The organism is Haloleucobacter albus, from assembly GCF_052492075.1.
The window spans coordinates 155,141-167,124 of the sequence record NZ_JBQWAS010000023.1 but is presented as its reverse complement, the minus strand read 5'-3'; the positions used below and the strand labels follow the sequence as shown (position 1 = coordinate 167,124).

Annotated in this window: 10 protein-coding genes; 5 read left to right on the top strand and 5 right to left on the bottom strand. The window is 62.7% G+C overall.

Going from position 1 to position 11,984, the window contains the following annotated elements:
* Window positions 1-56: 56 nt before the first annotated feature.
* Complete coding sequence (locus ACT6QH_RS07280) at window positions 57-560, bottom strand: PAS domain-containing protein (RefSeq protein WP_444974150.1); 504 nt, start codon at window positions 558-560, stop codon at window positions 57-59.
* A 226-nt stretch (window positions 561-786) separates the two neighbouring features.
* On the opposite strand from ACT6QH_RS07280, the gene ACT6QH_RS07275 reads away from it, so the two are divergent.
* From ACT6QH_RS07275 to ACT6QH_RS07265, 3 genes are all read left to right on the top strand, one after another.
* Complete coding sequence (locus tag ACT6QH_RS07275) at window positions 787-1,449, top strand: TetR/AcrR family transcriptional regulator (RefSeq protein ID WP_444974149.1); 663 nt, start codon at window positions 787-789, stop codon at window positions 1,447-1,449.
* 87 nt (window positions 1,450-1,536) lie between these two features.
* Window positions 1,537-2,877: an efflux RND transporter periplasmic adaptor subunit gene (locus ACT6QH_RS07270; protein WP_444974148.1), complete on the top strand. Its 1,341-nt coding sequence runs from the start codon at window positions 1,537-1,539 to the stop codon at window positions 2,875-2,877.
* Entirely contained in the window at window positions 2,877-6,014 is a 3,138-nt protein-coding gene (locus tag ACT6QH_RS07265; RefSeq protein WP_444974147.1) for an efflux RND transporter permease subunit, read from the top strand. The genes ACT6QH_RS07270 and ACT6QH_RS07265 overlap by 1 nt, the downstream gene beginning before the upstream one ends.
* Before the next feature lie 117 nt (window positions 6,015-6,131).
* On the opposite strand, the gene panB is transcribed toward ACT6QH_RS07265, so the two are convergent.
* Window positions 6,132-6,977, bottom strand: a complete 846-nt coding sequence (gene panB, locus ACT6QH_RS07260) for a 3-methyl-2-oxobutanoate hydroxymethyltransferase (RefSeq protein ID WP_444974146.1) — start codon at window positions 6,975-6,977, stop codon at window positions 6,132-6,134.
* 472 nt (window positions 6,978-7,449) lie between these two features.
* Between panB and ACT6QH_RS07255 the strand changes: the two genes are divergently transcribed.
* Entirely contained in the window at window positions 7,450-7,863 is a 414-nt protein-coding gene (locus tag ACT6QH_RS07255) for a L,D-transpeptidase (protein ID WP_444974145.1), read from the top strand.
* Between the two features lie 219 nt (window positions 7,864-8,082).
* A complete protein-coding gene (gene guaB, locus ACT6QH_RS07250; protein WP_444974144.1) occupies window positions 8,083-9,597 on the top strand; it encodes an IMP dehydrogenase in 1,515 nt (504 codons plus the stop codon).
* 237 nt (window positions 9,598-9,834) lie between these two features.
* Here the strand turns inward: guaB and ACT6QH_RS07245 are convergent, their stop codons facing one another.
* The 3 genes from ACT6QH_RS07245 to ACT6QH_RS07235 all read right to left on the bottom strand — a co-directional run bounded on the left by ACT6QH_RS07245 (window position 9,835) and on the right by ACT6QH_RS07235 (window position 11,960).
* Window positions 9,835-10,179, bottom strand: coding sequence for a hypothetical protein (locus tag ACT6QH_RS07245; protein ID WP_444974143.1), 345 nt, complete (start codon window positions 10,177-10,179; stop codon window positions 9,835-9,837).
* Between the two features lie 185 nt (window positions 10,180-10,364).
* Complete coding sequence (gene gmk / locus ACT6QH_RS07240; RefSeq protein ID WP_444974142.1) at window positions 10,365-11,042, bottom strand: guanylate kinase; 678 nt, start codon at window positions 11,040-11,042, stop codon at window positions 10,365-10,367.
* 45 nt (window positions 11,043-11,087) lie between these two features.
* A complete protein-coding gene (locus ACT6QH_RS07235) occupies window positions 11,088-11,960 on the bottom strand; it encodes a YicC/YloC family endoribonuclease (RefSeq protein ID WP_444974141.1) in 873 nt (290 codons plus the stop codon).
* Window positions 11,961-11,984: the final 24 nt, after the last annotated feature.

Sequence of the window (11,984 nt, the reverse complement as noted above, 5' to 3'; positions counted from 1 at the left end):
CGCCCGGACGCTCCGTGCAGGCATGGAGCCGGCCTTTCGCCCGGTTTGTCTGTATCCTACACCTCCTGCCGGGCCTTTCGCTCCAGTTCGGCGCGCGCATCACGCAAGGCCTTCACCTCCTCGAAGCGCGTGGTCACATCCCGCAACACGGCGACCATGCCTTCCACCTCACCCGCCTCGCTCTTCAGCAAGGTGAGGGTGAATTCCAGAGAGATCCGCCGACCGCTCTTGTGCAGGCTGGGCACCGTCATCAGGTCCCCCTCTCCATAGCGGCTAGCGCCGGATGAGATGACGGTGTCATAACCCGCCCAATGGCGGGCGCGCATGGGAGCTGGCACGATCAGATCCAGAGACTGGCCAAGAGCCTCCTGCGCTGCAAACCCGAAAATACGCTCCGCTCCTGCATTCCAGAATGTGATGCGCCCTTCCCTGTCGCTGGCGATGATGGCGTCTGCCGCGCTCTCCAGCAGGGCCGCGCCCAGCTCAAACCGGGAAAAACCGGGCACGATCTCGCGCTCCGCCTCCGCAGTCCCGCTCTCCGTGTTGCCGATGTCCGCCATGTTGCTCTCCCTTGCCCGAAACAGACCCGTCATCTTCACAACCCGCCAGATCGAAAACAGATCCGGCCCGTGTGAATTTCCCGTTGCCCTCACGCCGGGCATCGGACTGGCCCCGGCCTGGGAGATCGAAAGATCAGCAGGCTACACCCCAAATATCTTGCAGGCCGTGATGCGCCGGGATACATGCGAATGAACGTTCGCTCTCACCCTTGATATGGTCCATATCGTGTCTGACGCAGCCCCCCTGTCGGCCCATGCTTCCGCACCGCACACTGCCCGGCGCGACACGGAAGCCCGCAATGCCCGGCGTCAGCGCATTCTGGATGCCGCCATGGCCTGTTTTGCACGCGACGGCTTCCACGGCACATCCATGCAGAAGATCTGCAAGGAAGCCGGCATGAGTCCGGGGGCTCTCTACCGCTACTTCCCCTCCAAGGAGTCCCTGATCGCAGCCATTGTGAGTGGAGAACGCACAGAACGCCTTCATGTGTTCGATACGGTGTCACAAGCACCCGCCATTCTGCCGGCCATGCTGGAGACCATCGCCGACATCCTGCGCGATCACAGCCTGCCCACGGCGCGGCTGGGGCCGGAAATCATGGCTGAGGCCATCCGCAATGAGCCCTTGCGAAACGCCATCGAACCCGTGGAACAGGAAACCAGGGACATGCTGCGCGACATGCTGCGCACCGCCACCGCCCGCGGCGAAATCGCCCCGGAACTCGATAGCGAGGATGTGCTGGTGATGCTCCAGATCATGGGAGATGGCGTCGTGCTGCACCACCAGCTTCACCCGGAATGGAACATGCCGGACAGAATGCGCCGATTGGGCGTTCTGATCCAACGCATGCTCGCCCCTCACCCTCACCAGACGAAGGCGCAGGATTGATGTGACAGCGCCGCCCTCCAGCCCTCACCTGCCGGGCCTCAAACGCCGCACCATCTTCTTCCCTTCCGAAACAAGGCCCGCCCCGTCATGGTTTCCCCCCACCCGACCGCAACATCCAATGCCACCGGGACCAATGCCAAGCCCCGCCTGAAGCCCAAGCCCCGCCTGAAGCAGCTGGCCCATGCCACCAGAGCCGCGCTGCTGAGCGCCCTCGCAATAGCCCTGCCTTTCACGGCTTTCTCCCTCCAGCCTGCTCCGGTTCTGGCCGAAGAAACGGCCCCTCAGGATGGGAGCCCTGCGGCCTCCTCCGCTCTGGCGGTTTCCGTCATTCAGCCCCGGCAGGAAACGCTGATGGAAACCCTGCTTGTCACCGGCTCGCTGCTGCCGCGAGAGGAAATTGAGGTGGGGCCGGAGATTGAAGGCCACCGGGTTGAGGCCATTCTGGTGGAGGCCGGAGACAAGGTGGAAAAGGGGCAGGTGCTGGCCCGCCTCTCGCGTGATGTGCTGGAAACGCAACTCGCCCAGAACACGGCCAATGCGGCCAAGGCGCGAGCCTCCATCGCCCAGCAGAAAGCCGCGCTGGATCAGGCGCTGGCGCAGGAAACCGAGGCCGCCGCCGCAGTGGACCGCGCCCGCAAGCTGCGAACCTCCGGTACGGTTTCGCAGGAAACGCTGGATGAGCGCGAGCGGGCCGTGAAGGTGGCCAGCGCACAGGTCATCGCCGCCCGCGAAGCCCTGACCGCAGCGGAAGCCGAAGCCGTCTTCGTGAAGGCCCAGCGCGATGAAATCGAGGTGAAGCTCAAGCGCACCGATATTCGCGCCCCGGCCTCCGGCATCATTCTCTCGCGCGATGCCCGGCTGGGAGCCATCGCCCTTTCAGCCCGCACCACGCCCCTGTTCCGCATCGCCGAAAATGGCGATATTGATCTGGATGCGGAAGTGCCGGAAACCGCCATGCCGCGCATGCACACCGGCCTTGAAGCGCAAGTGGAGCCCGCCGGTTTTGAAAAGAGCCTGCCCGGCAAGGTGCGCCTTGTCTCTGCCGAGGTAGACAAATCCACCCGCCTCGGCCGGGTGCGCATCGCCCTGCCCCAGGATTCCCGGCTGAAGCCCGGCGCCTATGGCCGCGCCCTTGTAAGCCTTGGCGGGCGTGAAGGGCTGGTGGTGCCACAATCCGCCGTCATGTTCGATGCCAACGGCGCTTATGTGCTGGTGGTGGCCGACGGCACCATTGCCGAACGCCGCATCACCGCCGGGCTGAAGAGCGGCGGGCGCGTTCTCGTCACCTCCGGCCTTACTGCGGATGATCGGGTCGTGGCCCGCGCCGGCGGCTTTCTACGGGAGGGGGACCGTGTGCGCCCGATGGAGGAGACACTGCCCGCGCCACAGCATGAAATCGGCACGACGCGCCAGCAGGAGGCCCGCTGATGGCTCTCAATGTTTCTGCATGGGCCATTCGCAAGCCCGTGCCGCCACTGGTGCTGTTCGTCATCCTCACCATTCTGGGCATCGTGTTCTTCCGCACCCTGCCGGTGACACAGATGCCGAACATCGACCTGCCCCTCGTCACCGTCACCATCACCCAGACCGGGGCCGCCCCCAGCGAGCTGGAAACGCAGGTTACGAAGAAGGTTGAAAATTCCATCGCCGGCGTGGCCGGGGTGAAACACATCTCCTCCTCCATCTCGGAAGGTGCCAGCGTCACCACCATCGAGTTCCATCTTGAAACCTCGGTGGACCGGGCGGTGAATGACACCCGCGATGCCGTGACGAAAATCCGTGCCGACCTGCCCCGCAACATTGATGAACCGCTGGTGCAGCGCATTGATGTGGAGGGTATGCCCATCGTGACCTTTGCGGTTTCCGCGCCGGACATGAATGCGCAGGATATTTCATGGTTCGTGGATGATACCATCGCGCGGGCCATGCAGGGCATTCGCGGCGTCGGTTCGGTTTCGCGCGAGGGCGGCGTGGACCGGGAAATCCGCATTGCGCTTGACCCGGACAGGCTGATGTCGCTCGGCATCACCGCCGCCGAGGTGAGCCGGCAATTGCGCGCCACCAATCTGGATATTTCCGGCGGCCGGGGGGAGCTTGGTACGCAGGAACAGTCCATCCGCACGTTGGGCGGGGCCTCCAGCATGGAAGAGCTGGCGGAAACCCGCATCGCCCTGCCCAATGGCCGCCATGTGCGGCTGAAGGATCTGGGCACGGTAACGGACGGAGCCGCCGAGGCCCGCTCCTTCGCCCGGCTGGACGGCAAGAATGTGGTGACCTTCGCCATTACCCGCGCCAAGGGCTTTTCCGATGTCTCTGTCTATGACCGCGTGGAGGAGGAAGTCGCCGCGCTCGCCCGGCAATATCCCAATGTCACCTTCACGGAAATCGACACCACGGTGCGCTACACCAAGGCGGATTACAATTCCGCCATGCACACGCTGATAGAGGGTGCCTTTCTGGCCGTGGTGGTGGTGTTCATCTTCCTGCGGGACTGGCGCGCCACCATCATCACCACCCTCACCATTCCGCTCTCCATCCTGCCCACCTTCTGGGTCATGGACATGCTGGGCTTTTCCCTCAATGGCATCAGCCTGCTGGCCATCACGCTGGTCACAGGCATTCTGGTGGATGACGCCATTGTGGAGATCGAGAATATCGTGCGTCACATGCGCGAGGGCAAATCGCCCTGGCGCGCCTCCATTGAGGCGGCGGATGAAATCGGCCTGGCGGTGGTGGCCACCACGCTGACCATTGTGGCCGTGTTTGCGCCGGTCTCCTTCATGGGGGGCATTCCGGGGCAGTATTTCAAGCAGTTCGGCCTTACGGTCGCCATTGCCGTACTGTTCTCGCTGGCGGTGGCGCGGCTCATCACCCCGCTCCTGTCAGCCTATTTTCTGAAGCCCCACAAGCCGCGTCGGCACAAGGATGGAGCCGTCATCCGCAATTATCTGCGGCTTCTGGGCTGGTCTCTGCGGCACCGTCTGGCCACCATCGCCATCGGGCTGGGCATTTTCATCGGCACCATCTTCCTGTCCACCCTTCTGCCGTCGGACTTCCTGCCCAGCAACGATATTTCCCGCTCCATGCTCTCCATCGAGATGCCGCCCGGCACCACGCTGGCCGAAACCCGGCGCGTGGTCGATCGTATCGGCGAGGAAATGCGGGCCCGGCCAGAGGTGCGCAATGTCTATGCCACGGCGGGCAGTTCGGATTTCTCATCCTCCGGCATGTCCTCCGGCGAGGTGCGCAAAGCTCAGATCGTCATCAATCTGAAGCCCCGTTCCGAACGGGAGCTGGATCAGAAATCCTTCGAGCGGGAGATGACCGCAACCCTGCAAGCCATCCCCGACATGCGCTTCACCTGGAGTGCCAACGGGCAAAATGCGCAGCGCGGCTTTCAGGTCATCCTCTCCGGCAATGACGGGGAGAAGGTGGAACAAGCCGCCCTGATGCTGGAGAAGGATATTCGCGACCATGTGCCCGGCCTGGCCAATGTGGTCTCGTCAGCCGCGCTGGATCGCCCGGAAATCCGCATCGTGCCCAAGCTGGATGAAGCGGCGGAACTTGGCGTTTCGGTGGACACCATTGCCGAGACGGTCCGCATCGCCACCCTCGGCGATATCTCCGCCAATCTGGCGAAATTCTCCGCCCGCGACCGGCAGATCGACATTCGCGTGATGCTGGATGAGCGGGCGCGCAGCAGGCTTTCCACCTTTGATGCGCTGAAGGTGCCCACGGCCAGTGGCAACGCGGTGCCGCTTTCCACCGTGGCCTTCATCGAATTTGGCAAGGGCCCCACCGCGCTGGACCGGTATGACCGGGCCCGCCGGGTGGCCGTGGAGGCTGACCTTGTGGGCGACATGCCGCTGGGCCTTGCGCTGGAGCAGGTGAAAGCCCTGCCCGCCGCCCGCAACCTGCCCGCCGGCGTGGCGCTGAAGGAGGCCGGTGATGCGGAGGTGATGGCCGAGGTCTTCTCCGGCTTCGCGCTGGCCATGGGCGCGGGGCTGATGCTGATGCTGGCCGTGCTGGTGCTTCTGTTTCACGATGTGCTTCAGCCCATCACCATTCTCATCTCGCTGCCGCTCTCAGTGGGCGGGGCGTTCATCGCCCTTCTGCTGACGGGGCATTCCCTGTCCCTGCCTGTGGTCATCGGCTTCTTGATGCTGATGGGCATTGTCACCAAGAACGCCATCCTGCTGGTGGATTTCTCCATCGAGTCCATGCATGCGGGCACAGACCGCACAACCGCCCTGCTGGAAGCCGGGCGCAAGCGGGCACAGCCCATTGTGATGACCACCATCGCCATGGCAGCCGGCATGTTGCCCTCTGCGTTGGCACTGGGCGAAGGCGGGTCTTTCCGCGCCCCCATGGCCATCGCCGTCATTGGTGGCCTTGTGGCCTCCACAGTGCTCTCGCTGGTGTTCGTGCCGGCCATGTTCACGGTGATGGATGATCTGAGCCACATTCTGGGCCGCATCTTCGGCCGCTTCATTGGCGGACGGGATGAGGAGGAGACCTCATCCGGCCATATCCGATCCGATCACTCCAGCGGGCCGGTCCGCTGAAAGGCGCATCCGCACCGTGATGAAATGGAAAAGCCCCGGATCTGACCAGATCCGGGGCTTTTCATTCAGTCAGCGTATTCAGGCTGCACAAGGTGCAGCGCTGAACACGTCCTGCATCTATTCGCCGGCCTTCAGCAAGGGGCTGTCCTTGGGCAGACCATAAACATGCTCCGGTCCGGGGAAGGTGCGCGCCCGCACCTCATTGGCGTAATTTTCCACGGCCTGTTCGATCTGCGGGCCGAGATTGGCGAACTTCTTCACGAATTTCGGCACCCGGTCTCCCAGCCCCAGCATGTCTTCCAGAACCAGCACCTGTCCATCACAGGCGGGCGAGCCGCCAATGCCGATAGTCGGGGCCGAAATTTCCTGCGTGATGGTGCGAGCCAGCGGCTCCGCCATGGCTTCCAGCACAATGGCGAAGGCGCCCGCATCGGAAATGGCGCGGGCGTCTGCCAGAATAAGAGCGGCTTCCGCCTCATCACGCCCGCGCGCCTTGAAGGAGCCCAGCGTGTTGATGGCCTGCGGGGTCATGCCCACATGGCCCATGACAGGCACCCCACGATCCACCAGAAAACGCACTGTCTCGGCCATATGCCGGCCGCCTTCCAGCTTCACCGCACCGGCCCCGGTTTCCTTCAAAACGCGCGAGGCGGTGTGGAAGGCCTCCAGCGGGCTGCCCTCATAACTGCCGAAAGGCAGATCCACCACCACCAGCGCGCGCCTGGTGCCCCGCATCACCGCCCGCGCATGGAGAATCATCATCTCCACCGTGACAGGAACCGTGCTTTCCAGCCCGTGCATCACCATGCCGAGGCTATCGCCCACGAGGATGAAATCCACATAAGGATCAAGCAGCCGTGCCGTGTGGGCATGGTAGGAAGTGAGTGAAACGATGGGCTCCCCGCCTTTTCGCGCCTGCAATTGCGGCGCGGTGATGCGGCGGGTTTCAGCCTGAGTGGACATGGCGTTCCTCTGTTTTCCTGAAGCCGTATGCGCTCATGTCACGCCAGCGGTGCAACCCGACATGAGCGTTCACCCCGTCTTCATTCTTCAAATGAGAGGGCGTTCACCACCCTCATGGGCCGGCCACGACGCCATGAGACCGAATCGCGCTCTCAACACGGACCAGACATATCCGCGCTTGCGCTGCACCATATCAGCCTCGCCGCGAATGTGGAGCCAGGAGTGGGGACAGGAATGGAGCCAAGAATACAGCGCCCTGTCAGGTTCAGCCCCTCCTCTGGCGCTTTCGCGCCATCCGCGCACAACAGAACCGCACGCACCTTGCGCCTTTCGCCCGGTTTGCTTTCAGCCACATTCATGCCATCATTCCTGACGGATGGGAAAGACCGGAGCGCAAGACATGGGCGCACATCTCGACCTGAATCCAATACGCTGCCGAATGATCGGCAGAGCCGTTCTTCACAGCCTCTCCATGCTTGTGGTCGCAGCATTTTTTCTGTGCGGCCCAGCCCTGCCCGCCAGGGCCGGCTCTCTTGTCGCGAAGGTCGATCTCTCCCGCCAGCGCATGGTGGTGATGGTGAATGGCGTGCCCCGCCACAGCTGGCCGGTTTCCACGGCCCGGCGCGGCTATATCACCCCCACCGGCACTTATCGCCCCCAACGCATGTATCGGGAATATTATTCCCGCAAATACAACAACTCCCCCATGCCGCACGCCATCTTCTTCCGGGGCGGCTATGCCATTCATGGCAGCTACGCCACGCACCGGCTGGGTTCGCGCGCCTCTCATGGCTGCATCCGACTCAGCCCTCGCAATGCAGCCCGTCTCTATACGCTGGTGCGGGCACATGGGGCGGGAAATACCGTTATCCGCATCACCCGCTGAAGAATGGAAAATACCCCGCAAAGCGCCATTCCATATAGGCGCGGGGCGCCTCATGTGCCTGAGGCATAGCGCCTTTGCATGAAAAGTGCGGGGCTGCGGTCTTTTTTTCGTCGCGTACTCATGATATCGGCCACTGCCAACTCGAAACGGGGATGCGTTGATGCCACCGCCCGTTCCGGCCTCACCTGCCCCCATTCCGGGAGCCATCAGGAGTTGGCAATGACTGCCCCGATATCCTCTTCCCCTTCGGCGCGCACCCCTTTCCGTGAAGGCCTCACCTTCGATGACGTGCTGCTTCAGCCCGGCCCGTCCGAAGTCATGCCCGGCCAGGTGGAGCTGACCACCCGCCTCACCAACACCATCACCCTCAACCTGCCCATCATCTCTGCCGCCATGGATACGGTGACGGAAGCCCGCCTCGCCATTGCCATGGCCCAGGCCGGCGGCATCGGCGTCATCCATCGCAACCTCTCCATCGAGGAGCAGGCGGAGCAGGTGCGGCTGGTGAAGAAGTATGAATCCGGCATGGTGGTGAACCCTGTCACCATCTACCCGGACAACACGCTTTCCGAAGCGCTGGCCGTGATGAAGGAACATGGCATTTCCGGCATTCCGGTGGTGGAGCGTGGCACGGGCGGCGTGGATGGCCGCCTTGTCGGCATCCTCACCAATCGTGATGTGCGCTTTGCGCATAATCCCGCCCAGCGCGTTGCCGAGCTGATGACGAAGGAAAAGCTCATCACCGTGCGCAAGGGTGAGGTGAGCCAGGAAGAGGCCAAGCGCCTTCTCCACCAGTATCGTATCGAAAAGCTGCTGGTGGTGGATGAAGCCGAGCGCTGCGTCGGCCTCATCACCGTGAAGGATATGGAAAAGGCTGTCGCCTATCCCAACGCCGCCAAGGATGAGCATGGTCGCCTGCGTGTGGCCGCAGCCAGCACTGTGGGCGAGGATGGTTTCACCCGCGCCGAAAAACTGATTGAAGCGGGCGTGGATCTTCTGGTCGTCGATACTGCCCATGGCCACTCCAGCAAGGTTCTGGATCAGGTGCGCCGCATCAAGCAGGTTTCCCCAACCACGCAGATTCTGGCCGGCAATGTCGCCACCTATGATGGCACCCGCGCGTTGATTGACGCTGGCGCGGATGCCGTGAAGGTGGGTATCGGCCCCGGCTCCATCTGCACCACCCGCATCGTGGCCGGCGTGGGCGTGCCCCAGCTGACCGCCGTGATGGATGCGGTGGAAGCGGCAGCCGACACCAACACGCCGGTGATCGCCGATGGCGGCATCAAATATTCCGGTGATCTCGCCAAGGCGCTGGCAGCCGGCGCATCGGCCGCCATGGTGGGCTCCCTGCTTGCCGGCACAGAAGAGAGCCCCGGCGAGGTGTTCCTCTATCAGGGCCGTTCCTACAAGGCTTATCGCGGCATGGGCTCGGTGGGTGCCATGGCCCGTGGTTCTGCGGACCGCTACTTCCAGGCCGAAGTGCGTGATACGCTGAAGCTGGTGCCGGAAGGCGTGGAAGGCCAGGTGGCTTATAAGGGCCCTGTCGGCGCGGTGCTGCACCAGCTTGCGGGCGGCCTGCGGGCGGCCATGGGGTATGTGGGCGGACGCACTTTGCCGGAGTTCCGCGAGAAGGCGCAGTTCGTGCGCATTTCCGCTGCCGGCCTGCGCGAAAGCCATGTGCATGATGTTATCATCACGCGCGAAAGCCCGAATTACCCCTCCAATATGTGAGGGGTGTGGCGCCGCCGAGAAGCCGGCGTCATTTCGGAATCTTGGCAAAAACATGAAAAGGCCGGGGGCTCGCTTCCCCGGCCTTTTCATTTCAGTTGACTGTGCTGATAGCTGCTGCGGGCATCAATAGCCACATGGCCTTCAATGCGCGCATACCTTCTCACGCCCCAAGGTTGCAGCCCCAAGGCGCACATTCATCTCACGCACATGCATCTGACGTCCGCGACACTGGCTTTTTCAGGCCGCGCCCTGCCCGCGCGAGGAGCCACCAGCTCCCTTGCCATGTCCATCCCTGGAGGATTTGGGCGGCGTGATATCAATCATCTCATTTTCAGAGGGAGCATCGTAGGGCTGGCCGGTGCGCAGATCGAACACGCGCACATCACCGAATGCGCCCCGCTTCATGCCGCCAAAGCCCTTGCCGGTGACGAGCGCATAAACACCGCCGCCCACCAGAAGGGCGGTGACAACAACGCCGCCCGCGATAAGCAAGCCACCGACAACCGTAAACAAGGCCACGCCGACGAGACCTGCAATCGCAAGGCCCGCAACACCGCCGAACAGATTGAGAAGCTGTTTCATAGCATCCCCCAATACAGGCACATTCTGGCGGACTTGCGACAGAACCACAACCGGGAGACGCGAAAAGCCACTCTCCCTGCCCGCTGGCAGCCAGAGTGCAGCACTCAGCCCACCCTGCCAAGCTGATTTTTGCAGCGCAGCAATTCCATCCCGGCATGGTGCCCTGAACGCAAAAGGGTGAACGCCTAAAGCGCTTCGCGCAACTGCTTCACGAAACGGGAAAGACCCGTCACCCTTTCACGCTTCTGGCGTTCTGCGTGCAGAATGGCCTTCAGCTTGTCGAGGCTATCCTCTACCTCGTGATTCACGATGATATAGTCATATTCGAAATAATGACTGATCTCGTCCGAGGCCTTCGCCATGCGGGCGCGCACCACTTCATCGCTATCCTGCGCGCGCGTACGCAAACGCTTTTCCAGATCTTCCGCGCTGGGCGGCAGGATGAAGACCTTCACCAGATCCTGCGATGCACTTTCACTGAGCTGCTGGGTGCCCTGCCAGTCGATATCGAACAGCACATCCCGCCCGCCCGAGAGGGCAGCTTCCACCGCACCGCGCGGCGTGCCGTAATAATTGCCAAACACGGTGGCGTGTTCCAGCAACTCACCCCCATCCCGCATTTTCTCGAAGGTGGGAATATCGGCAAAGAAATAATCCTTGCCCTCCACCTCTCCCGAACGCGGCGCCCGCGTGGTGACGGAAACGGACATGGTGATCTGCTCATCTTCCGCCAGCAGGCGACGAGACAGCGTGGTCTTGCCTGCACCGGAGGGGGATGACAGCACCAGCATCAGCCCTCGTCGCGCCAGAGCCGGGCTGGAAGAAGATGCTGGATGAAGCGGAGATGTGAGAGAAGAAGACATGGGATCAAATATCTGAATGGAGAAAAAACACGCCAGAAACCCGGATCACTCCAGATTCTGAACCTGCTCGCGGAACTGGTCCACGAGCGCCTTCAGTTCCAGACCAATCCGGGTCAGGGCCACGGCGTTGGATTTGGAGCACAGCGTATTGGCTTCGCGGTGAAATTCCTGCGCCAGAAAGTCCAGTTTGCGGCCCACCGGGCCACCATTGCCGAGAAGGTCCCGCGCAGCGTCCACATGGGCGTTCAGCCTGTCCAGTTCCTCGCGCACATCGGCTTTCGTGGCGGCCAGAACCGCTTCCTGATGCAGCCGCACCGGATCGAACTGCGCTGCCGTGTCCATCAGCATCTTCACCTGCGCTGCCAACCGCGCCTTGATGCTTTCCACACCGCGTTCACGCAATTCATCCGCGGAAGCAATCAGGCCGGACATCGCAGAGAGGCGCTCTTCCAGAACCACCGCCAGGGCAGCCCCTTCCCGCGCACGCATGGCCTTCAGATCTCGCACCGCCTGATCGAAAGCTTCCAGAAAAGCCTCCATCACGACGCGGCGCTCGTCCTCGCTCTCACGTACTTCGCTGACATCAACAATGCCCTTGATGGTCAGCAGCGTATCAATGGAGGGCTCGGCCGTTCCCAGATTGCGCGCCGTCACCTGCACGGCCTGCAACAGCGTGGCCAGGGCATTCTCATTCACCGTCGCCACCAGCCGCTCGCCATGGCGATTCGCGGTCAAGGTTGCGGTGATGGAGCCACGGGAAACCGCCCTTGTTGCGCGGTTGCGCAACTCAACTTCAAGATCTTCGAAACCGGGAGGCAGGCGCAGGCGCAGATCCAGCCCCTTGCCATTCACGGAGCGCAGCTCCCAGGTAAAGCTCCACCCGCCAGCCACGCCGGCGACTCGGGCAAAAGCCGTCATGCTGCCCAGTCGAACGTCGGATGA

Coding starts and splice junctions, on each gene's coding strand:
- ACT6QH_RS07235 (WP_444974141.1), bottom strand. CDS start 11,960: ATGACGGCTTTTGCCCGAGTCGCCGGCGTGGCTGGCGGGTGGAGCTTT.
- ACT6QH_RS07265 (WP_444974147.1), top strand. CDS start 2,877: ATGGCTCTCAATGTTTCTGCATGGGCCATTCGCAAGCCCGTGCCGCCA.
- panB (WP_444974146.1), bottom strand. CDS start 6,977: ATGTCCACTCAGGCTGAAACCCGCCGCATCACCGCGCCGCAATTGCAG.
- gmk (WP_444974142.1), bottom strand. CDS start 11,042: ATGTCTTCTTCTCTCACATCTCCGCTTCATCCAGCATCTTCTTCCAGC.
- ACT6QH_RS07270 (WP_444974148.1), top strand. CDS start 1,537: ATGGTTTCCCCCCACCCGACCGCAACATCCAATGCCACCGGGACCAAT.
- ACT6QH_RS07255 (WP_444974145.1), top strand. CDS start 7,450: ATGCTTGTGGTCGCAGCATTTTTTCTGTGCGGCCCAGCCCTGCCCGCC.
- guaB (WP_444974144.1), top strand. CDS start 8,083: ATGACTGCCCCGATATCCTCTTCCCCTTCGGCGCGCACCCCTTTCCGT.
- ACT6QH_RS07280 (WP_444974150.1), bottom strand. CDS start 560: ATGGCGGACATCGGCAACACGGAGAGCGGGACTGCGGAGGCGGAGCGC.
- ACT6QH_RS07245 (WP_444974143.1), bottom strand. CDS start 10,179: ATGAAACAGCTTCTCAATCTGTTCGGCGGTGTTGCGGGCCTTGCGATT.